Below are 20,902 nucleotides of genomic sequence, written 5' to 3'. Positions count from 1 at the left end.
GGGACGATGCGAGGTGCTCGATCCGTCGGCCCGTGGGTCAGCGGCTGTGGCTGAGAGTCGCGGGAAACCGCCCACAGCGAGGTCTCCGTGCGGTGGTCTGCCGCCTGGCGCCGCGTGAAGACGACCGTTCTTCCATCCGCCGTGATCGCAGTCTCGGGAACGGTGACGACCTGACGGACGTCATCGAGACTGAACAGGCGAGAGTTCATAGAGTGGTTCCTTTGCCGAAGAGAGGGGTGCCGATCCGGGGGACGGCACGGACCAGCTCACGTGTGTAGGGATGTTCGGGGTGGTCGATCACCTCGGTCGCCGATCCGACCTCGACGACCTGCCCGTCCTTCATGACCGCGACGTCGTCGCACAACTGCCTGACCACAGCGAGGTTGTGGCTGATGAAGAGAACCGTCAGATCGAGGTCCCGCTGGACGCGCATCAGCAGATTCAGCACGGTCCCCTGCACCGAGACATCCAGCGCCGAAGTGATCTCGTCAGCGAGCAGCACCCGGGGCTCGGCGGCCAGCGCCCGCGCGATCGCGACGCGTTGACGTTGACCCCCCGACAACTGCATGGGCAGATCGCCGGCACGGGCCGGGTCGAGCTCGACCATCTCGAGAAGCGCGGCCACCTCGCCGCGCCGGTGAGCGCGATCGCGTCGCGCGGATCGTCCACGTACGGCGAGCGCCTCCTCGATCGAGGCGCCGATGGACATCCTCGGGTTCAGGCAGGAGTTGGCGTCCTGGAAAACCATTTGCACGGTGCGGCGAACGGACGCGGCACTCCCCCGGGCACCGACGACATCGGTGCCGTCGACCAGGATGCGGCCCGTATGAGCCTCGTGCAGGCCGACGACGGCACGAGCCAGCGTCGACTTGCCCGAACCTGACTCACCCACCAGCCCGACCGTCCGGCCGCTCGGCACGTGGAGACTCACCCCACGGACCGCCTGGTGGGCGGCGGGTCCGTGCCCGTACCTGACTCCCACGTTCTCGAAGGCGAGGTCGCTCACGCCGACCCCTCCCTTACGGCGTCGAGGGGAAACTCGGCATCCTCGGTGATCGTGGCGAACTCGGTGCCCGGGGCGGCGTCCATGTGCGGCACCGCCGCCACCAGCGCCCGGGTGTAGGGATGCGCCGCGCGTCCGCTCGCGAGATCCTCGGTGCTCAGGCTCTCCACGATGGCTCCCCGGTACATGACCAGGACCCGCGTGCAGAATGACGAGACCAGCGAAATGTCGTGCGAGACGAACATGACGGCCGTCCCATGCTCACGGTTCACCTTCCGCAAGAGCGCCAGGACCTCCCGCTGCACCGTGACGTCGAGGGCCGTCGTCGGCTCGTCGGCTATGACCAGCGCCGGTTCGCCCATGAGCCCCATCGCGATCGTGGCTCGTTGCCGCATGCCACCCGAGAACTCGTGGGGATACTGGCGGGCGCGGCGAGCCGGGTCGGAGAGCCGTACCGCGGCAAGCCGGTCGACCGCACGCCGGCGTGCCTCGCGCCGGCTGAGGCCGCCGTGCAGCAGACCGACCTCCGCGACCTGCGTACCGACGTGAAGGGCGGGGTTGAGCGAGGTCGAGGGATCTTGGAAGACGAATGCCAGCCGCGTGCCGAGCTGTTGGGCCAGCGACTTGGAGCGCGGTCTGCCGGGCACCTTGCCCCTGACGACCAGTTCCGTGCCGTCGAACCGGACCGATGACGCCGTCACGTGAAGTGGCTCTTCCAGGAGTGACGCGACCGCCATGCAGGTCAGTGACTTCCCCGAGCCCGACTCACCGACGATGCCGACGATCTCCCCTCGATCGATGTCGAAGCTGACGCCACGAACCGGCGTCGCCCATCCATCCCCCCGGGGCGCCTCCACTCGCAGGCCGCGTACGCGGAGCACGGGGTCCTCCGCGACCTGCGGGACCGGTGCCGCCGCCGTCGAGCCGGTGGTCTTCCGCCGCCGGCGGCGGCCGGAGGGCCGGTGCAGCCCGAATGCCCGGGCGAGCACCTCGCCGGCGAGCGCGAACGTCACGCCGGCGAACACGATGGCGGCGCCCAGCCCCAGAGACGGAGCGGGGTTTACGTAGATGGCTCCCATGCTCTCGTTGAGCATGCGGCCCCAGTCGTAGTCCGGCGCCTGTACGCCGAGGCCCAGGAAGGACAGTCCCGTCGCCGCGACCAGCGCGGTGCCGGCGCCGATGCTGGCGTTGACGATGAGCGGGTCTCGCACGTTGGGCAGGACGTGCCGTACCAGGATCCGCGCTCGGCTGACGCCGAGGATGCGAGCGGCGGCCACGAAGTCGCGCCCGGTCACCGACGCACCGAGGGTCTGAGTGAGCCGGGCGTAGGACGGCGCCATGGCCAGGCCGATCGCCAGTGTGACACTGGTGGCGCCCACATCGAGGGTGATCGACACGACGATGGCGAGCAGGAGAGCCGGAAAGGCGAGTGCCACGCCGATGGCGCTGTTGACCAACCGCCCCAGCCGCCGGGGCGCGATCGTCGGCAGCAGGCCGATGACCACACCGACGAACACGCCGAGGGCGGCCGACAGGACGGCGGTGACGATCGAGAGCCGGGTCGCGGTCAGCACCCGCGCGAGAACGTCCCGGCCACCCGCGTCGGTGCCGAGGAGGTGGTCCGCGCTGGGCTTCGCGGACAGTTGGGTCAGATCGGCCTGCCGCGCGGCCTCGCCCCACAGCACCGGTCCGAACACCGCGAAGAACGCGACCACCATCAGGGCGGCCAGCGCGCCGATGCCGAGGGGAGAACGCAGGATAGTCAGGAACCTGCGGCGAGACGAGACCGCCATGGGCATCGGCTCGCCCACCGCCGTCGCGGCGGCCGGCCCCGCCAGCGCGGAGTCGGGAGAGGACATGCTTGTCACCGCCATCACGTGTCTTTCAGCGCTGAACGCGGGTCAAGGCAGACCAGGACGATGTCGATCAAGAGGTTGGAAACGAGGACGATCAAGCCGTAGACGATGACGATCCCCTGCGCGAGTGGAAAGTCCTTGCTCCGCACCGCGTCCACGATCGTGAGCCCGAGTCCGGGCCACGAAAAGATGGTCTCGATCAGCACCGTGCCCGCGACGAGGGAGCCGAGCACGATTCCGGCGACGGTGAGCGAGGAGGTCACCAGGTTCGGCAGAGCGTGGCGGAAGTACAGGCGCCACCTCGACATGCGCTTCGCCCGCGCCGTCCGGATGTAGTCCTGCTCGAACACGGTGAGCGCCTCGACCCGGACGATCCTCGAGACGCCCGCGGCGACCGCGATCGACAGTGCCAGGACGGGCAGCACGTACGAGCTCGGATCGGTTCGGCCCGCCACGGGCAGCAGGTGGCTCTGAACGGCGAAGAAGTACACCAGAGCGACTCCCATGAGGAACTCGGGGATGACGGCGAACAGGCCGCTCGCCGAGGTGTAGGCCAGGTCGACGGTGGGTCTGCGGCCGCCTCGGGTGAGCGCGGCGACGACGATGCCGAGCGGGATCGACACCAGGAGCACCAGCGCCAGCGACAGGAACGCGAGTTCCAGGGTCGCCGGCAGGCGCTGCTCGATGATCGTGGTCACCGGCAGGTGAAGGGAGAAAGAGTCTCCGAGATCCCACGTGAGCAGCCCCTTCCAGAAGTTCAGGTACTGCGTCCACAGCGGGTCGTTCAGTCCCAGGCTTTCGCGTTGTGCCTCCACGACCGCGGCCGTCGCGTTGATTCCGAGGGCATTGCGGACCGGGTCTCCTGGGATCAGCCGGACCATCAGGAAGACGACGGTCACCAGGGTGACCAGCGAATACGCGAGCCGCACCAGCCGCCGCACGATGAAGGCCCCCAGTCGCCCACCTCTGCCCCGGAACGTTCCGGTCGCGGAATCCGGTCCCGCCCCGGTTCCCGTCAGCAGGGTGACGGTCGGTTCCGTGGTCACTTCAGCACGCGGATCGCGGAGCCGGGCAGCTGCCCGCCGACGGGCAGGTAGAGCGCCGTCGCGCCATTGAAGTACATCTTGTACGGCGTGACGGACACCGGTATGAGGTCAGCGCTTGTCATCAGGGTCTTCTCCGCCTCGGCCCAGGCCTTGCAGGCATCGTCACCGGTCCGGCCGGCGGCCGCGGCGACGCTGCGGTTGTAGTCCTTGTTGTCGATGGAGGCGAAGTTCGTCCCCGCAGGGGCGGCAGGTCCGGAGAGGTACTGCGGGAAGATGGCCGGTGTGCCCGTCTGGAGGTTGAGCCCCAGCGATGCCGTCCAGCCCGACGGGTCTTTGGCCGCGAAGGTCCGGCTGATGACGTAGTTCTCGTCACCACCGTCGAGCTTCACGGCGGCGCCGGCGGTCTCCCACTGCTTCGCGACGTATTCCGCGGCGGCGCTGCCCGTGTCCGTGGAGTTGTCGTAGACAAGTGTGATGTCGACCGGCTTGCCCACCGCGCGCAGGGCCTGGCCGGCGGCGTTCGGGTCGTGGGAAGGCAGGTTGCCCTGGACGGTGTCGTAGGCGCACAGGCTCGGGTTTTCGGAGAGCAGCGATTTCGCCCGTTCGCCCTTGCCGCCGGTCAGAATCTTCGTGAGGGTGTCGAGGTCGATCGCCTGGGTCAGTGCGCGCCGTACGGCGGCCTCAGCGGTCGGGAGACCTTGATGGTGGTTGTAGACGATCATCCCGGACATGGTCGGCGTCGGCTGCGACTTGAGAGCGGCGAGGCGTTCCTCGTCCTTGCCGCTCACTATGGCCGCGTTGAGCTGACCGGACAGCAGCAGGTTCGCTCTGGTCGACGGGCTCGGCACGATCTTGGTCGTCACGGTCTTCGGCATCCCCGGCGTGTTCGAGGTGCTGTTCTTGGGGCCCCACGTGTAGCCCTCTCGGCGGGTCATCGTGATCGAGTCTCCGGCCACGACGCGATCGATGGCGAACGGGCCGGTGCCGTCGCTCCCCGCGGAGAGGCTCTTGGGGTCCTTCAGGCCGCGCTCGCACACCAGCTGCTGCGCGCCGATGTCGTACAGCATGAAGGGCCGCGGCTTGGAGGTGGTGACGGTGAGAACGTTCCCCTTCGCGCTCACCTTGGCATCTGCCGGCACGACGGATTCCAGGCGCGGCGACTTGTTGGCGGGGTCGACGATCCAGTTGAGGTTGTCAGCGGCGGTCTGCGCGGTGAACGGCGTGCCGTCGGCGCAGGTGATGGCGTCGTTCAGGGTGTAGGTGACCTTGGTCGGGCTTTCGGTCCAGCTCTTGGCCAGGAAGGGCGCGGGCTTGGCCGTCTCGGGGTCGAGGAACATCAGCGTGTCGTAGGAGTACATTCCGACGATCTGCGCGTTGACGAGGTTGGTGACGAGCGGATTCAGGTCGCCTGGGTCGGAGTCGATCGCGAACGCGAACGTGCCGTCCGTCGCGAAGCCCGCCTGGCCCCCGTCCGAGCCCGAGCCCGAGCCCGAGCCGCCGCAAGCCGCAAGAGCCGGCAGAGCGATGAGGAGGGCTGCGAAAGCAGCGGCGCGTCGATTCATGGCAGGCCCGCCTTAAGGTCCGAGTCGGGGTGTGACGTCGAACACCAAGACTCACCCGCCTGGTCGGAGAGGCGCATCGTACGTCCGCCTGATCTGCGTGCGCGGACCTTGGACGATCGACCAACCCGGGACCGGCTGATGCGGTCCCGGTCGCTACGCGGGTGGCCGCGGCGATCGCCGGCCGGGGCCGAGGCGGAGTTGCAGCATCAGAGCGAATCGTTCGTCGGGGTCGGCCAGATCCACGCCGCCGATCGTCTCGATCCGGCCGAGCCGGTATCGGAACGTGTTCTTGTGCACGTGGACGGCTCGTGCCGCGGCGGCGACGTCCCCGAAGTGCTCGAGCCAGCTCTGGAGTGTCGGCACCAGCTGGGTGTCGTGTTCGGTGTCGTAGTCCTCCAGGTCGGCGAGCGGGCCGGTCAGTTCGATGCGGTCGGCTGCCATCAGGTCGCCGAGGCGGAGCAGGAGGAACTCGATCGCCACGTCCGCCAGTGACGCGACGCGTCTGCCCGCGCGCGGATGGGAGCTCAGCACCCGCATCGCCGCATCGGCATCGCGCCGGGATGAGCCGAGTTCGCTGACGTCCTCGACGATGCCGCCGAGTCCGGCGCAGAACTCGGTGGTGGTGTCCAGACGGGCGATGAACTCGGCGGCCAGGTCCTTCATGGCGGCCAGCGCCGGGGCGGCCGCGGCACGCACGGGGACGACGGCGTAGACCGCGCCGCCGAGTTGGGCGACGATGGCCCGCGGATAGGTGGGCCTGAGGTGCGTCCGAAATGCGGAGGCCGTTCGCTGGATGTCGGCCGCCGTGCGGACCTCGTCGTCGGACTGCAGCGGCCCCAGGACCAGGACGCATGCCGGCGACGAACCGAAGGCCAGCTGCTGCGCGGCTTCGTGCGCGCGGGTCCCTCCCTCAAGGAGCATGGACAGCAGGGCGACTCCGAGTCGTTGGGAGGCATCGGCGCTGACGCGGGCACGCAGCATCTCGAGCGCGATCACCCGTGCTGCCTCGATCATGGCCGCCTCCCGCTCGGGGGTGAGCGGCCCTGCCACGGCGGCCCAGATGGAGCCGAGAAGCTCATTGCCCGCCTGGACCCTCATCGCCGCCCGAGGACGGGTGCCGGGGGCGGGGTTCTGCATGAACACCGGTCGCTCCGAGGCGTACACGCGGCGGAACATGCCCTGTTCTCTCTGGTATTCGCTGTAGATCTGCGGCACCCGGAGGCCGAGGATCGTCAGGCGGCGCGGCTCGTCGGCGCCGGCCTGGTCAGCCGAGAAGGCGACCACCCGCGACGACAGATCCTCGATCGTGACCGGGGCGTCGAGGAGAGCTGACAGCGAGTTCGCCAGGGCGAACAGGTCTCGGTCCGCATCGCCGCCGACAGCGGGCGCCCCATCGGCACCGAGATGCAGAGCGCCGCTCAGCAACGTCGCCACCTGGATCCACGATGCGCCCTGCACCAGGCCGAAGACGGACACCTTGCCGCGCTCCGCCTCGCGGGCGACCTCCTCGTCGACGGCCAGCGGCTCCCGGACCACGAGGGCCGTGGCCCCGGCTTCGCCCAGCGCTCTGACCAGGGTGACCAAGCTGTCGTCAGCCGCCACGCCGACGCCCAGCACCAGTGCGTCCGGCGGGACGTCGGGTTGGTCCAGAGGATCGTGAAGGATGACGGTCGTCACGGCACGAGCCGGCTGACGTGGCCCCGCCTTGATGGTCAGCAGCGTCGAGCCGAGCCGCTCGACCACTCGCCCCAGGTCCGCTGGACTGCTCGTACCGCCTTGCATTGTGTGATCGTACATCTGTGTCCGATTTGATTCGGTCGATCGACCCATTGTTGGCGCGAAAGCCGCGACAACAATGAGAGTGACGCGTGGCACCGACGAAGGAGCAGCTCAGCGATGAAGGCGTACATCTCCGTCGACATGGAGGGCGTCGCCGGCATCGCGACCCTCGACCAGATCGTGCGCGGCGGGTACGGCTACCCACGAGCCCAGGAGCTCATGACCGAGGAGGCCAATGCCGCGATCGCGGGCGCCTTCGACGGCGGAGCGACGAGCGTGCTCGTGAACGACTCCCACGGGACGATGGACAACCTGATCCACGAGCGCCTCGACCCGAGGGCACGGCTGGTCTTCGGGCAGCCCAAGGCCCAGTGCATGGCCGAGGGCCTGACCGAGGACTGCGCCGTGGCGCTCTTCGTGGGCTACCACGCGCCGGCCGGCACGCCCGGGCTCTTGGCGCACACCTTCTCCGCCTACTTCGGTGAGGTCAGAGTCAACGGATCACCGGTGTCGGAGGCCGAGGTCAATGCCCTGTACGCGGCATCGCTCGGTGTCCCGGTGGGCCTGGTCACCGGGGATGACGTCATCGGCGCGATCGCGACCGAGATCTTCCCCGAGGCCACGATCGTGACCGTGAAGAAGACACACGGATTCTCGGCCACGGACTCCGTCGCGCCGAGCGTGGCGAGGAACCTGGTGCGGGAAGGGGCCGCCGATGCCGTGGCCCGCGCGTCGGCACTGAGCTGTCCGCCGCCGCCCCCGTCGTTCGAGGTCGAGGTCGACTTGCCCTCGCCGGTGGCCGCCGAGCTCGCCGCCTGCATCCCCGGCTGCGCCCGGACGGCCGACCGGACGGTGTCGACAGTCCTCACGGCGTCGGCGGATCTCCTCGGATTCATCACAGTCCTGTACGAACTCGCGGCGAGCAGCGAGCGCGCGCGTCAGGTGCTCTCCGCCCGCCGTTAGAACTCTGCGAGTTCCTCGATGAGGGTGGTGAGCAGTCGCGTACGCGGGAGGATCCACGCGATCTCCGCGTGCTCGTCGCGGGCGTGGGCGCCGCCGCCGACGGCACCGAGCCCGTCCAGGGTGGGCACTCCCATACCCGCGGTGAAGTTCCCGTCCGATGCGCCGCCGACCGTCATCTCCTCCAGCGGAGGATGGCCGAGGCGGCGTGCGATTCGTTGTGCCTGGCTGAACAGCGCCGCCGCCGCGCTCCGTTCCATGGGCGGCCGGTTGATTCCGCCCCGCACCCGGATCTCCGCCGGGACGAGAACCGGCGCGACCTCGCGGATCGCCCGGTCCACGCGGTGCTGCTCCTCGGCGGTGCCGGCCCGGACGTCGACAGCCACAGTGGCCGTCGCGGGCACGGTGTTGGGCGTCGTGCCCGAGCTCATCACCGTCGGGGTGACGGTCGTACCGGCCGCCGGGTCAGCGAGCTGGGCGATCGCCAGCACCACCTCGGCGATCGCGATGGTCGCGTTCACGCCCTTCTCCGGATCGAGACCGCTGTGCGCGGCACGACCGAGCACTTCGATACGGTAGAGGGACACGCCTTTGCGCCCCGTCTTCAGTGCGCCGCCCGGGCCGGCCGCCTCCAGCACGAGGGCTGCCCGGCAGCGGCCTGCTTCCTGCTCGATCAGTGCCCGTGATGTCGTGGACCCCAGCTCCTCATCGCCCGTGATGAGAAGGGTCACCTGATCGAGGACGCCGGTGCCGCGGCATCGCCGCAGCCACGCGAGAGCGTGGATCGCCTGGACGAGGCCGAGTTTCATGTCGAAGCAGCCCGGGCCACTGACGACGCCGGCAGTTTCGGTGTAGGGCAGCTCGTCCAACGTGCCGAGCGGCCAGACGGTGTCGTGGTGCCCGAGGAGCATGACCTTCGGATCGGCCCCGCGCAGCAGGACATGGTCGACTCCGTCGACGCACAGGATCTCTGGCCGACGCCCCAAGCGCTCATGAACCAAGTCCGCGACCACCCGCGCGGAGCGGCCGACCGCGTCCAGGTCCGTCGACGGCGACTCGGTACGAACGAGTCTGCTCAGATCCTCGAGGAGGAGCGACAGGTTCCCGGACACCTCCGGCCCGGTGGAATCCTCGGGTGTCGGCTTTTTCCTCATGAGCCGGCAGCGTTCGCGAGCCGGGTGCGCAGGAACGCGGCGAGCAGGTCCGCGGAGTGGTCGTCGAGGTTGGTGAGGACGACGACGGTCGTCGCGGTCGCAGGATCGTGGCCGGCGAACGATTGGAATCCGGGCAGTTCGCCGTTGTGGCCCCACATGCCGTCGAAGTTCGCGATGCCGAGGCCGTAGGTGAAGGTGCTGTCGGGCACCGGGTGGGTGCGCATGAGTTCACGCCGGGTCTGCTCCTGGAGGAGGTCGCCGTGCACCGACGCCTCGACGAGCAGTCTCAAGTCGCCCACGGTGGACACCGCGTTACCGGCGGTCCACGCCCAGGACGGGTTGACGCGCGTCGCGTCGACGAGTTCGCCGTCCCGGCGGTGGTACCCACGCAGCCGAGGATCCGGCAGGGCGGCGGCGTCGTGCGTCAGCGGCGGGAGCTCGGTCTCCCGCATGCCGAGGGGGTCGAAGACCAGCCGGCGCGCGACGTCCTCGACTCGTGCGCCGGTTACGTGCTCGATGAGCATTCCCAGCATGATGTAGCCGGCGTTGCAGTACGCCCAGGAGGTGCCGGGCTCGAACTGTTGCGGGTTCCGCAGGGCGACTTTGAGCAGCTCGGAGGGAGTCCAGAGCCGGTCGGGCTCGAGGAGCAGACCGGCGACGAACTCCTCCGAGGTGTAGTCGGGCAGGCCCGAGGTCATGTCGAGGAGACGGCGAACGGTGACTCCTCGCGGGATCTGCGGCTCTGCCAGATGGGCCTGTATCTCATCGTCCAGGGAGAGGTCTCCGGCTTCCACCAGGCGCAGGACGATCAGCGCCACGATGGTCTTCGTGAGGCTCCCGATCCTCATGCGGCTGCCGGCGGTGAGCCGCACCCCGGTGGCCAGATCGCAGACGCCGAGCGCACGGGTCCAACTGCCGTACGACGGACCGCTCACGTGGACGACGGCACCCGGGATGCCCAATCGCCGGCGCTCTCCGTCCAAGGCGCCGAGCAGGTCTGGAGTCGAGGACGCATACGCATCCGATGCATTCTCAGGCAAGCGGAATCCTCACTCGTGGGTGTTATGCCGACCTTCGCATCATTGTCCTCACCAGGTATCGGCGCATTGTGCCGAAGGCCGGAAGCGGCGCGAATCCCTCGTGCGATCGACCGAATGCCCGGGAGAGAGCTCTGACTACTGTGAGGCCCAGAAGACGGGGGCCGGTCACCTTGGGAGGAGAATCGCGTTGTCGAGCGTTGAGAAGGACGAGCTCGCGGAGTCCGGCGACACAGGGATCGTCGGACCGCCCGATTCCATCAGGCAGCTCCCGCGTTTCGCGGGGCCCTCCACGTTCGCCCGCCTGCCGCGGCTCGACGAGGTCTCCCGGGCCGACGTCGCGATCTTCGGCGTGCCGTTCGATGCCGGTACCACCTACCGGCCAGGCGCACGATTCGGCCCGGAGGCCATTCGCGCCGGCTCCAAACTCCTGAGGCCCTACCACCTCGGGCTCGAGATCGAGCCGTGGTCGAGGTTGCAGATCGCCGACGCCGGTGACGTCGGCGTGACTCCCTTCGACATCGCCGAGGCGGTGAGTCAGATCGAGTCGGCCGCTCAGCGGCTCTATCGAAGTGCTGACCGGATCATCACTCTGGGCGGCGACCACACCGTCGCCCTCCCGATGCTGCGAGCCGCCCATCGGCACCACGGCCCCGTGGCACTCATCCACTTCGACGCCCATCTCGACACCTGGGACAACATGTTCGGTGCGCGGCTCACTCACGGCACTCCGTTCCGCCGGGCCACCGAGGAGCGACTGCTGGCGGTGAACCACTGCGCCCATGTGGGCATCCGCCACACAACCCCGGCCGCCAAGGATCTGGAGGACGACAGGGAGCTGGGATTCGCGACGATCTCCACACTCGACGTCGCGCGGCGCGGCATCGAGCACGCCGCCGACCGGCTCCGGGAGAGAGTGGCTGATCGGCCGGTCTACATCAGCATCGACATCGACGTGCTCGATCCCGCCCATGCGCCCGCGACCGGCACCCCTGAGCCCGGCGGGCTGAGCACCCGGGAGCTTCAGCTGCTGCTGTACTCCCTCGCGGACCTCGACATCGTCGGTGCGGATGTCGTCGAGGTCTCACCCGCCTACGACCACGCTCAGATCACCGCGCTGGCCGCCGCCGGCCTCACGTTCGACCTCCTGGCCATGGTTGCCCGGGGAAGGTAGTCATCGGAACGGCCCCGGTCCGGGCCGCGATCTCGATGGCGGGCACGCCGTTTGTCAGCGAGGTCATGGGAGGCGTGCCGTCGCCAGCCAGCCGCGCCCGCTGTCGGCGCGGGCGGGGTCGAACGCGGGTGGGATCTTGCTAAGGGCCAAGCGGCTTTCCGTCCGAGCTTGGCCACCGCGTGGACGCATCTGGCCCAGTCTGTCCGCAGCCCTGTTGGACACCTCCACCACGTGGCTTTACTGGCTCTCAAGACGGTGCACGGCCCGCATCCCGGAGTCATCTGCCGAAAGGACGTGCTGACTCCGCACGGGGAGCCTCGGCACACGTCAACCAGCACAAGAGCGGATGAACTCCGCCAGCGCGGCTTATGCGCCCGGCCCGGTGACCGTTGAGTGAGGGGCGGGATGACCGGTTCCGGTCAGGCTGCGCAGTGTGTTCGCCGTTCTGCCGACACCGCTTCATGCGGTCTACGGCAAAGCAAAGGGAGGCAGTATGCAGACAATGTGGCGTCGGATCCAGGCTGGGGCAGCGGCTGCCGGCGTAGCGGCGGCCATCACGTTCGGCGGCCCGGTTGAAGCGCAGGCTGCCGTTGGGTGGCTGCACTTCAGCGGCCAGGATTCCGTCCTCAACCCTCCGAAAGGCTGCCACAAGCTTTGGGCACCAGAGATGACCGTGGTCAACAACACAAGCGCCACGGTGAGTTTCTACTCGGACGTTGAATGTTTCACCAACGCAACCGCGATAATTCATTCGGGGAAGCAGGGTCCTGTCAGGAAGTTGACGCAGTCGTACCTCGTCTGGAGTTAGATGCTGATGCCCAACTGACGCGATCACTCCACCGCGCGTTCCAAACACGCCCCCCGTCTCCGTACCGGAGACGGGGGGGCGTGTTTCAAGCGACGTGTCGGGTAGGTGCCCCGACTTAGCAAGATTCTTCTCAGCGCCAACGGCTGTCCGCAGGTTCCTCAACCCCAAGGAAGTCCCAGAGTTCATGCGAACTGAAGGTTCATCACACTGAACCGAAGGGTCTTCAGCCCTCATGGACCGTTTCGACCCTTGGGTTCGTCACGACTGGCGGGGTCTTGCTCTTCGGCTGCGGTGGCCAGCAGGACGCGGGCGTTCTCGGCACAGCGGATGGTGGCCTTGGGGTCGAGGCCGAACACAGCGGCGAGGTGGAGCGGGTCCGGACCGTGCGTGAGGGCTTCTTCAAGCTGCCGATCAACGCGAAGGCGTTCGAGCGTCGCAGCCTGACCGCGGAGCTTCTTGGCGAAGTAGATCTTGGAGACCGGATCGGCGCCGAGGGCACTCAGCTGATTGATCAACAGGTGAGGATTGGCTGTTCGGAGCGGGTGCGTCGGTAATCGAGCCATTCGAGCAGGATCTGATCGGTGAACTCGTCGATGGGGCGGGTGCGTCCGGCGATGGTGAGCCGTCGGTTGCCGAGGTCGACGTCATCGAGGAGCAGGGAGCGGATGGCGCCGGTGCGGGCGGCGTGAACGGCGGCGAGCATGAGCACGAGCCGGGCGGCTGGGGTCGTGGCGGCTTCCCGGGTGACTTCCCGCAGGTGTCCGTATCGGTCCGACCAGTGCAGCAGCGTGGGACGCAGCCGGTTCACCTGGATCCAGACCGACTTGATGTTGCGGGGCTTGATCCGGGGGGCGCCGTCGCGCAGCGCCCGCGCCCAGGCCTCGACATCGTCGCGGATGCCTGGGGCGAGCCCTTCGAGCTTGGCTTCCAACCACCTGTCAAAGGCAGGCAGCCGGTCATCGACGAACACCCCCATCTCCTGGAGCACCTCGAGGGTCAGCTCGACGGTGATGCCCAGCGCGCGCAGCGCGGGGAACACCTCCGAGTAGTAGACGACGTCGAATCAGGTATGCCGGGACAACACGATGACCAGAGCGCGCCGGACGGCGAATCGAACACCACGTCGCCACCCGCGCGCCTCGCCCCGCCGATAGGCGAGATAGAGCGCCCAGATCAGCCACGGGTTGGCACGATCGACATCGGCGCTCTCGTCGAACCGAGGGAAGTCCCGGCGTGCTTCGAACAGCCTCAGCTGGATCCACCGCTCGGCGGGCCGGACCGCGGGCGGCGGGGGCGGCTTGGGCCGCGACCGCCATCCCCGTTCATGGACTGGACTTTCGGGGCGGCGTCCTTTCATCCGGTCGAAGAACAGCTGCTGGAACGGCAGTCTTTGCCCGGACTCCAGGACCGAGACCGCGCCGCGGGGCAGGCCGCCTGCCGCCTTCGACTCGTAGGCGGCCTGCTGCCAGCACAACCTGCAGTAACCCCGTTTCAGCGCGACCGTCCGCCCGCACCCGGCGCATTCGCCCTCGCTGCCCGGGTAACAGTGTCGAAGCACAGTGCAGGACGAGCATCGGCGAGCGCCGAGGACTCCCCGGGCCAGGCAGTCCATGCAGCTGTGTGGACCATGCAGAACCCGTCGCGGCGGCATGTCACGCAGGCGGCAGACAACGACCGTTCTTCCGCTTGGGAAACCACGGGTGGGCCACCCGCGACTGCTGCCGTTACCTGCTGGTCCTGGCCGTCATCGACGCGTCTGACCTTGTCGGGCTCGGGAATGAGGAGCTCTTCGACCCCGCAGCCCAGCACGGCGCAGATGACGTTGAGGTCGTCGAGCTTGATGCTGGCCGGCTCGCCCGGCCACAGGCCGGACATCTTTCCGGCACTGATCGTCAGGCCGTGCTCGGCGGGCATCCGCTGCAGCTCAGAGGCTTTCCAGATGCCGCGGTTAGCGGCGGCCAGCCGCAGGTTCCATCTCATCGCCGTAGTCCTTCCAGCCGGGCGGCGGCGCGCTGCTGGCCCGCGGCCCAGGCGTCCTCGATGTGAGTGCCAGTGACGTGCACGTACTTCATCGTGGTCGCGATCCACGCGTGGCCAAGCAGCTGCTGGATGGCGATGAGGTCCATGCCCTGCTGATAGAGCTGGGAGGCGCAAGATGCCGCAGCACGTGCAGGAACAGCCGTTGGCGCCGAGAATGATCCTGCGGGAAGTGACGTCCTGGTTCGGGACGGAAGGCGTGAACTAGCCTGCCGGGGGAAGTCGGTGGCCGGTTGATGAAGGTGCTGGAGGGCGGGCATGGGCGAGTTGACCACGCTTCGCTGCCCGATCACCGCGGATCTGGGGCTGTTGCGGCAGCAGGTGCGGTCCTTCGTGGCAGCGGCGGGCTTTGCCGGCATGCGGTTGCGCGATGTCGTGCTGGCGGTCAACGAGGCGGCGGACAACGTGCTGGAGCACGGCGGCGGCTCTGGCATCGTGGTGGCCCACGCGGACGCCGAGGGTGTCTGGATTGAGGTCATCGACCCTGCCGGCACGTTGACCCTTGAGCGTTTCCAGCAGCGCACCGTGGTGCCTCCACCGATCGCCGCCCATGGTTACGGGCTGTGGGTGATCGCCCGGTTATCCGACCAGGTCCTCATCGACCATCCCGAGGGCGGATGCCGCCTGCGCCTGCGTTTCACCCGGCGCCTTCCCCGCATCGCCTGACGCGCTGCCGTGGGCCGCGCTGCCGTCAGAGGTGTTGCCATGGGCGGTGCTGCGGTCGGCGGCGGGTGAGCTCGCGGCCCCTAGTGTGTCAATCGCGAGCCGGCCAGGCCGAGGCGTGCGCCAGATCGCTGTAGGGCGGAAACAGACTTACCAGCTGGGTGATCGTGAGCAGCCGGGCCAGGCTGCCGTGCACGCCGATCAGCCGCAGCGCCCCGCCACGTTTCTCGGCCCGGCGCTGAGCGTCGATGAGGACCCACAGACCATGGGAGTCACAAAACTCCAGCTGCGCGGTATCGACCACGATGCGCGGCCGGGAAGCGGTCAACAGCGGATCCAGCGCGTGCAGCAGGGCGGGCTGGGTCTGGCGATCCAGCTCTCCCTCCAACCCCAGGAGGGCGAAGCGAGGACGCTGCTTGATAGTGATCGTTAACTGTGTCATGCCTTTCGGATGGGGGTCGACTCGGGGCAGAAAGCCCGCCCCGTGCTGCGGCGATGGACACCTGGCCCGGCCGCCGCAGCCACTTCAGCGATCCCCTCTACCCCGCTCTTCGGCGGCTAAATATCGACTCACACGCTGCCTTGCCGAGCGGGCGCGTTCCTGGCGCTCGAAGCCTGGCGCGGCCGGCGTCCGCCGCCACAGGTCTCAGGGCGTATCCCGGCCCGGTGCCTCCGTCTCGGCGCCGTGAGCCCGAGCACGCCGGTCTTGCCCGGCCGCCAGGCGGTGTAGCCGCTCCAGCTGCCGGTGGAGCGCCGACACGGCAGCGCTGGTCTGGGCCGGCAGCAAAGAGGCCGCCTGGTCCATGCGCTCAGCCGCTGCCGCCGCTGCTGCCAGCCGCTGCCGCCGCTGCTGCTGCGTCGTCGGCGGGAACGTCGTCGGCACGGTGCATGCGCAGGTCCTCGCCTTCGGTCATCTTCCGCCTTGATAGCTGTACCCGCTTTGCGAGTCGACCGGTAGGCCCAGTGCCCGGCACCTGGTGGTCGCCCTTGGGCCGCCGCACCCCATCGACGGGGCCGCACGCTCGCGCAGTGGGCGGCCGACCACGCCGCTGAGCTAGCTTCGGCCGCCTGACGGCCAACGGCACGAGACGGGGCGGTGCAGCGGGGTCACGGCCTGCACCGCCCCTTCCGTTGGCGACGCCCGCCAGCGCCGCCCGTGATCTGGCGCCTTCGTCACGGCGCGCTGCCGTACCCCCGTGAGCAGGCTGAGCAGGAGGAGGCCGTCGTGTCCACTGCGCCCGCGGGCCTGTCCGAGGTTCAGCGACACGCTCTGCCCTCACCGACGTCGTCATCCAACTCGACCTCAGCGACAACGACGCCATCACGCCCGAGGCTACGATGGAGGTGATCGAGCGGCGGCCGTCCTCCTGCAGGATCTGTCCGAGCAGGACCGGCAAGCCCTCGCCGTCGCGAAGAACGGCCGTCATAGGTCACAACCTCTGGGCCCCTACCACGACCATGCGCGCACCAGTCGGACGTTCGTCATCCATGCGTGGGTAGACCCAGAGCCAAGGTTCGCCTTGAGCACACGAGTCCGCAGCGATGTTCCTCAATCCCCGGACCGCACGGGGGGCTCCCCTCGGGCTGCTCGTCATGGGAGGAAATCTTCTGCGGCGAAGGCGGCCACCAGGCCACGATGGCAGCGCCAAGGAGCAGGAAGCCGCACCCGAAAATGATGGAGTCACGCAAGGAACCGCTGATCGCGATGGCGATCCCGAACACAACGAGGTAGGGCGCACCGATCACTGTGCCGAATATGCCCATGGACGCCACCCGTCGAGCATGCGGGGATGCCTCCTGCCACTGCGTACGCACCAGGGCGAAGGCCAGGGGAAACACCATGCACGCCATCAGGGCGCCGATGGCGCCGGCAGCGTAGGGGAAAGCTGGGTAGGCCCGCGGCGCGGAGCCGAGCCCAAGAGCGGCCAGAGCCAACTCTCGGCCAAGAACGCGGCAACCAGGGTGACGGTCCGGCCGGTCAGGCTGGGCGCCGAGGTGCTCGGCCGTAACCAGCCGCGGCGTTCCTCGACCACGAGCAGGACCACTACGACGGGGATGACTTGGGCGGCGGTGGAGAAGAACTCGGCCGGCACGGGTGCGGCGAGCTCAGCCGGGGCAATGAGCGCGGGAGGCGTCATGCCGGGTTAACGAGACAGTAGCGTGGAAGGCGCCCTCTGAGCCTCACTCCACGCGCCGCAGCTATCACACCGTCGAGAGTTCGCGTTTTCCGACGGGAAACCTACGCTCGTGACGGCGCGGGGCCTGACGCGCCAACCACGAGTCGATACCTCCGTGACACCACGCAAGGCGTCTAAGTCATGGTGTGCGGTGGATGGGGTGGATCGGCGAATGCACCGAATGGTGGATGGACAGCTGGACCGCTACGACGCCTCCTGGCCGTCGAGGGACAGCCGTGCGACGACCGCGTCGGCAAGGGACGCGGCCCGCTTCGCCGGCAGGCCCTCGGCGAGGGCGTAGTGCTCGACGTACTCGTGGATGGCCTGCCGCTGTGCCTTGTCCGGCATCGTGAACACCGGTTCAGGGGCGGTGATCTCGGGCTTCTTCGACAGTCGGCCGCGCAGGCGGCCGAACACGCCGTCGGAGACCCTGGTCGCCCCGTTGCGGACCATCTCGTCGAGGGCGATCCAGACCACGCCCGAGATCAGGACGTTGATCTCTTCCAGGCCGAAGCCCAGCGGTTCCCGGCCGGCCTTCCTGCGGCGCAGCCGCTTGATCGCCTCGTCGTAGCCGAGCCCCTCCAGGGACTTGACGACGGGCACCTCTTCGGGCGCCACCTCGGCTACCACGTCCATCACCACCGCGCGCAGCGAGACAGGTGTCATGGTTTTCAGGCTAATGCGGCGACGGCGAGGGCATGCGGCCCGTCGGCGATTTCTCCGGCGCGTTCTGGCGTTCCAGGATCGCCGTCAGGACCGGGGTCAGGCTCTGCGCGCCCTGGTCGAGGGCGTTGAGCGCCTGCTTGGCCAGGACATAGCTGTTCGGCGGCGCGGCCAGCCAGTCCAGGCAGGCTTGCGCGGCGGCCGTGGCCTGGTCCAGCGCCGCGCTCAGCGACCGCCGGAGTACCGGTTCGGGGTACGGGCCGGCGTTCCTGGCCCGATCCGCGTCGGGCCCGAGGGACTCGCACAACGAGCGCAGCTCGGCGCTCTCCGCCCGCTTCAGCTCATCGAAGCGCGCCATGGCCGGACGCACGGCGAAGTACCGCCGGTAATCGGCCACCAGCGCGGCATGCGCGGTCTTGGCGCCGGCCGACCACCAGGCGAACTCCTGCTCGGAGACGCTCGCGGCCGGTGAAGGCGCCGATGGCGCCGCCACGCCGGCGGGCGGCCCGCCGAACACCGCCCTGGCCGCCACCGCCACCATCCCCGCGGCCGCCGCCACGGCCGCCGCGGAGACGATCCGGCTGGCCCACGGCCGTGGATCGGCGCGGCGTACCCGGGCGGCGAGCGGCCCCAGCAGGACCGCCACCATCACGGCCCCGTACGCGGCGGGCGCGACGGCCCGCGCGAACTGCCCGAGCAGACTCCAGCCGAACCCGGGCGGGCAGCCGACGCCGGCACCGCCCGCCAGCCCGAAGCAGCCGCCGGCCACCAGGAACGCGAAATACCCCGCGACCACGACGAGCTGCGCGAGACCGGTTGCGAGCAGCACCGTGAGGAGCCGGTCCGTCCGGGCGGCCGCCGTCACGACCACCGCCAGCACCACGAGGCCCACCCAGGCGACCAGCGAGGCGCTCGACTGATGGATCAGGATGGGAGGCAGGCCGTTCTCGCTCGCCGGCCAGTCCCAGGAGCGCAGGTGGACCAGCACGCCGAGGACCGCCGCGACGATCGCCAGACCGCCCGCCGTCCCCGCCACGGCGATGGTCCACCGCCCGGTCCCCCGCCGCCACGCCCACAACGCCAGGGGCAGCGCCAGGAACACCACGGCCGCGGCGAGATCGACGGCGGTGAACCCCGCGGAGAGGAAGAGCATCCTCGTGTGGGCGAGGACCATCAGCTCGGCCCGGTGCCCGCTCCACGTCTCTGGAGCGTCGGCCGCCATCGTCTCGGCGAGAGTGCCCGACGCGAAGTCCATGTCGCGCGCGTAGGTCGCGCCGACGAGCGTCCACCACCGCACGGCCGCCACCGCGAGCAGGCTCGCGCCCAGAGCCGGCAGCCAGAGCGCCCGTCTCCTCCGCCATCCCAGCCGTAGCTGGAGCGTGGCGCACAGTTCGACCCAGCGCACATACATCGCGGCGGCGGGCAACAGCACCAGCAGCACCGGCCACTGCGGCGGAACCCATTCGCCCACGCCGAGCCGGCCGGCCAGCAGGTCCCCGGCCGCCAGTCCCGCGCCGAAGGCCAGCCCCGACGGCAGCCACCCCGGTCCGTGCTCCTTCCCGGGACCCGCGTGGAGCAGGGACCGCCACACGGCGAAGACGATGATCAGGGCGATCGGCACCGCAACCAGCCAGACCGTCAGCGTCCCGTCCCCGAACCGCGTGAGCGGGACCCCCAGCACGGTCGCCGTCCACCCGAGCAGGAACAGCTGCGTGGGGCTCGGCCTGAACAGCACTTCAGGCCGGTCCAGCGCCGCGTGGCGCCGCCGCCAGGTGGGGTGCGCCCGCCACAGCCTGGTCAGCGCCGGCGTCCTGCTCTCGGCCGCAGCGGCGTCCGCCCACACGCGGCACTCGGCGCCGGCGGCGACGGCCTCCGCGTCGGCGGACAGCTCGCGGTGCCGCAGTGTGCCGGCCTGAGCCAGGTGGACCAGCAGGACCAGGAAGAGGACCATGGCCACCTCCGTCACGGTCCACGACAGCGTCATGGTCCGCATCTCGCCCAGTTCCCCGGACACCCGGAGCCACGTCACCAGCGTCGGCACCGCGTCCAGGATCAGGTACGGCGCCACGACCAGCGCCAGGAACGTCCGCCACAACGCCACGACGGCATAGGCGATGTCGGCGTCGCGGCTCCTGATATGCGCCAGCTCGTGCAGCACCACCGCGTCGAACCGCTCCGGCGCCCGCGCGCACAGCGGCAGCAGCCCGGCGTGCAGGCTGACGATGCGCGCCTTGGGCCGCCCGATCACGACGGCGTTCACGCCGAAACTCGTGGTGTCCACCATGAAAGCCGGCGCGGCGGACAGCCCTGACCGCTCCACGAGGAGCCGCAGCCGGTCCCGGATCACGCCGTTCTCGTCCACCGCCGACAGCTCCACCATGCGCCCGCGCCGGCTGCGCCATCGCGGCAGCCACCAGTACAGGGCGAACGCCGCCGGCAGCACCGCCGCCATGGCGAGCAGGCCGCGCCAGTAGGGAATCCCCGCCTCTGTCGTCGCGCAGCCGGTGTCGGAGAGCGCGGCGACCTCAACGATGAGGTTGCCGCTGGCATCGGTGAAGTCGAACCCTCTCTTCAGCCAGCAGTCGGCGAGCTTGCGGCTGAGCTCGGCCGGGAAGAGGACCGCGTCGAGGAGGGGGACGCTGGCGACCGCCATGGCCAGTACCAGGACGAGGAAACGCAAGGTGGTGCCCGACGGAACGCCCCGCAGGTCGGGAGACTGCGCATCGTGCACGGTCATGACCCCTCCAGACGGGTCCGGGAACCGCGGGTTCAGGTCGTGGCCAGCGTACGCGTGCGGAAGCCCGGATAACGGACTTCGTAAAAATGCCCGACGCGCATTGATGCATTAGGTGCCTTTTGTACGGTGATCGGGACGATGGTTATTTCCTGGCCTGCCGCTAACGCGGGTGGCATGAAGTACACGCGAGGGTAGTTAGCCCTGCTTAGCGTCCCGTTTGCAGACAGAACCGAGAGGTCCTTAGCG

Annotated in this window: 19 protein-coding genes; 4 read left to right on the top strand and 15 right to left on the bottom strand. The window is 69.2% G+C overall.

All coding sequences use genetic code 11. From position 1 onward, the window contains the following. Positions 1–205 precede the first annotated feature (205 nt). The 5 genes from H4W80_RS64140 to H4W80_RS64135 all read right to left on the bottom strand — a co-directional run bounded on the left by H4W80_RS64140 (position 206) and on the right by H4W80_RS64135 (position 7,342). Entirely contained in the window at positions 206–1,006 is an 801-nt protein-coding gene (locus tag H4W80_RS64140) for an ABC transporter ATP-binding protein (RefSeq protein WP_192791884.1), read from the bottom strand. Continuing rightward, the gene (locus H4W80_RS52325; RefSeq protein WP_192791883.1) at positions 1,003–2,862 is read right to left on the bottom strand and encodes a dipeptide/oligopeptide/nickel ABC transporter permease/ATP-binding protein; all 1,860 of its coding nucleotides are present in this window, start codon (positions 2,860–2,862) and stop codon (positions 1,003–1,005) included. Before H4W80_RS52325 ends, H4W80_RS64140 begins: the two co-directional genes overlap by 4 nt. A gap of 14 nt (positions 2,863–2,876) precedes the next feature. After that, positions 2,877–3,905 carry an ABC transporter permease gene (locus tag H4W80_RS52320; protein WP_318787479.1) on the bottom strand — a complete coding sequence of 343 codons (1,029 nt, stop codon included), beginning with the start codon at positions 3,903–3,905 and terminating at the stop codon, positions 2,877–2,879. After that, complete coding sequence (locus H4W80_RS52315) at positions 3,902–5,467, bottom strand: ABC transporter substrate-binding protein (protein ID WP_192791882.1); 1,566 nt, start codon at positions 5,465–5,467, stop codon at positions 3,902–3,904. The genes H4W80_RS52320 and H4W80_RS52315 overlap by 4 nt, the downstream gene beginning before the upstream one ends. Positions 5,468–5,620: 153 nt before the next feature. Further along, on the bottom strand, positions 5,621–7,342 hold the full coding sequence (locus H4W80_RS64135; RefSeq protein ID WP_192791881.1) for a PucR family transcriptional regulator: 1,722 nt from the start codon (positions 7,340–7,342) through the stop codon (positions 5,621–5,623). Positions 7,343–7,363: 21 nt separating this feature from the next. On the opposite strand from H4W80_RS64135, the gene H4W80_RS52305 reads away from it, so the two are divergent. Beyond that, complete coding sequence (locus H4W80_RS52305) at positions 7,364–8,209, top strand: M55 family metallopeptidase (RefSeq protein ID WP_192791880.1); 846 nt, start codon at positions 7,364–7,366, stop codon at positions 8,207–8,209. Here the strand turns inward: H4W80_RS52305 and H4W80_RS52300 are convergent. Next, positions 8,206–9,318: a M20 family metallopeptidase gene (locus H4W80_RS52300; protein WP_318787478.1), complete on the bottom strand. Its 1,113-nt coding sequence runs from the start codon at positions 9,316–9,318 to the stop codon at positions 8,206–8,208. The genes H4W80_RS52305 and H4W80_RS52300 overlap by 4 nt on opposite strands. A gap of 38 nt (positions 9,319–9,356) precedes the next feature. Then, entirely contained in the window at positions 9,357–10,322 is a 966-nt protein-coding gene (locus H4W80_RS52295) for a serine hydrolase domain-containing protein (RefSeq protein ID WP_225964155.1), read from the bottom strand. A gap of 265 nt (positions 10,323–10,587) precedes the next feature. On the opposite strand from H4W80_RS52295, the gene speB reads away from it, so the two are divergent. Together speB and H4W80_RS52285 are read left to right on the top strand one after the other, a co-directional pair. Continuing rightward, complete coding sequence (speB, locus tag H4W80_RS52290; protein WP_225301984.1) at positions 10,588–11,571, top strand: agmatinase; 984 nt, start codon at positions 10,588–10,590, stop codon at positions 11,569–11,571. A gap of 433 nt (positions 11,572–12,004) precedes the next feature. After that, complete coding sequence (locus H4W80_RS52285; protein WP_192791876.1) at positions 12,005–12,379, top strand: hypothetical protein; 375 nt, start codon at positions 12,005–12,007, stop codon at positions 12,377–12,379. A gap of 230 nt (positions 12,380–12,609) precedes the next feature. Here the strand turns inward: H4W80_RS52285 and H4W80_RS52280 are convergent, their stop codons facing one another. From H4W80_RS52280 to H4W80_RS62060, 5 genes are read right to left on the bottom strand one after another with little or no spacing between them, the layout of a single operon-like run. Beyond that, positions 12,610–12,894: a hypothetical protein gene (locus H4W80_RS52280; protein ID WP_192791875.1), complete on the bottom strand. Its 285-nt coding sequence runs from the start codon at positions 12,892–12,894 to the stop codon at positions 12,610–12,612. Then, on the bottom strand, positions 12,891–13,418 hold the full coding sequence (locus H4W80_RS52275) for a site-specific integrase (RefSeq protein ID WP_192791874.1): 528 nt from the start codon (positions 13,416–13,418) through the stop codon (positions 12,891–12,893). Before H4W80_RS52275 ends, H4W80_RS52280 begins: the two co-directional genes overlap by 4 nt. Positions 13,419–13,442: 24 nt before the next feature. Beyond that, positions 13,443–13,853, bottom strand: coding sequence for a hypothetical protein (locus H4W80_RS52270; protein ID WP_192791873.1), 411 nt, complete (start codon positions 13,851–13,853; stop codon positions 13,443–13,445). A 17-nt stretch (positions 13,854–13,870) separates the two neighbouring features. Continuing rightward, on the bottom strand, positions 13,871–14,359 hold the full coding sequence (locus tag H4W80_RS52265) for a helix-turn-helix domain-containing protein (RefSeq protein WP_225964154.1): 489 nt from the start codon (positions 14,357–14,359) through the stop codon (positions 13,871–13,873). After that, positions 14,356–14,676, bottom strand: coding sequence for a tyrosine-type recombinase/integrase (locus H4W80_RS62060; RefSeq protein WP_225964153.1), 321 nt, complete (start codon positions 14,674–14,676; stop codon positions 14,356–14,358). Before H4W80_RS62060 ends, H4W80_RS52265 begins: the two co-directional genes overlap by 4 nt. Here H4W80_RS62060 and H4W80_RS52255 point away from each other — a divergent pair. Then, positions 14,675–15,082 carry an ATP-binding protein gene (locus tag H4W80_RS52255; RefSeq protein ID WP_192791871.1) on the top strand — a complete coding sequence of 136 codons (408 nt, stop codon included), beginning with the start codon at positions 14,675–14,677 and terminating at the stop codon, positions 15,080–15,082. The two genes, H4W80_RS62060 and H4W80_RS52255, sit on opposite strands and share 2 nt — an antisense overlap. Positions 15,083–15,170: 88 nt before the next feature. Here the strand turns inward: H4W80_RS52255 and H4W80_RS52250 are convergent, their stop codons facing one another. From H4W80_RS52250 to H4W80_RS52240, 3 genes are all read right to left on the bottom strand, one after another. Beyond that, positions 15,171–15,521 carry an STAS domain-containing protein gene (locus H4W80_RS52250; RefSeq protein WP_192791870.1) on the bottom strand — a complete coding sequence of 117 codons (351 nt, stop codon included), beginning with the start codon at positions 15,519–15,521 and terminating at the stop codon, positions 15,171–15,173. A 1,939-nt stretch (positions 15,522–17,460) separates the two neighbouring features. Beyond that, complete coding sequence (locus tag H4W80_RS52245) at positions 17,461–17,922, bottom strand: hypothetical protein (protein WP_192791869.1); 462 nt, start codon at positions 17,920–17,922, stop codon at positions 17,461–17,463. A gap of 10 nt (positions 17,923–17,932) precedes the next feature. Further along, the gene (locus H4W80_RS52240; protein WP_192791868.1) at positions 17,933–20,656 is read right to left on the bottom strand and encodes a M48 family metalloprotease; all 2,724 of its coding nucleotides are present in this window, start codon (positions 20,654–20,656) and stop codon (positions 17,933–17,935) included. Positions 20,657–20,902: the final 246 nt, after the last annotated feature.

The organism is Nonomuraea angiospora (genome assembly GCF_014873145.1).
GTDB classification, from domain to species: Bacteria; Actinomycetota; Actinomycetes; order Streptosporangiales; family Streptosporangiaceae; genus Nonomuraea; species Nonomuraea angiospora.
This window is presented reverse-complemented; position numbering and strand designations above follow the sequence as displayed.

Bases quoted from the DNA above. Each gene is read 5' to 3' on its own strand.
- H4W80_RS52250 (WP_192791870.1), bottom strand. From the start codon at position 15,521: ATGACACAGTTAACGATCACTATCAAGCAGCGTCCTCGCTTCGCCCTC.
- H4W80_RS52315 (WP_192791882.1), bottom strand. From the start codon at position 5,467: ATGAATCGACGCGCCGCTGCTTTCGCAGCCCTCCTCATCGCTCTGCCG.
- H4W80_RS52255 (WP_192791871.1), top strand. From the start codon at position 14,675: ATGGGCGAGTTGACCACGCTTCGCTGCCCGATCACCGCGGATCTGGGG.
- H4W80_RS52245 (WP_192791869.1), bottom strand. From the start codon at position 17,922: ATGACACCTGTCTCGCTGCGCGCGGTGGTGATGGACGTGGTAGCCGAG.
- H4W80_RS52305 (WP_192791880.1), top strand. From the start codon at position 7,364: ATGAAGGCGTACATCTCCGTCGACATGGAGGGCGTCGCCGGCATCGCG.
- H4W80_RS62060 (WP_225964153.1), bottom strand. From the start codon at position 14,676: ATGCCCGCCCTCCAGCACCTTCATCAACCGGCCACCGACTTCCCCCGG.
- H4W80_RS52265 (WP_225964154.1), bottom strand. From the start codon at position 14,359: ATGAGATGGAACCTGCGGCTGGCCGCCGCTAACCGCGGCATCTGGAAA.
- H4W80_RS52325 (WP_192791883.1), bottom strand. From the start codon at position 2,862: ATGTCCTCTCCCGACTCCGCGCTGGCGGGGCCGGCCGCCGCGACGGCG.
- H4W80_RS52240 (WP_192791868.1), bottom strand. From the start codon at position 20,656: ATGACCGTGCACGATGCGCAGTCTCCCGACCTGCGGGGCGTTCCGTCG.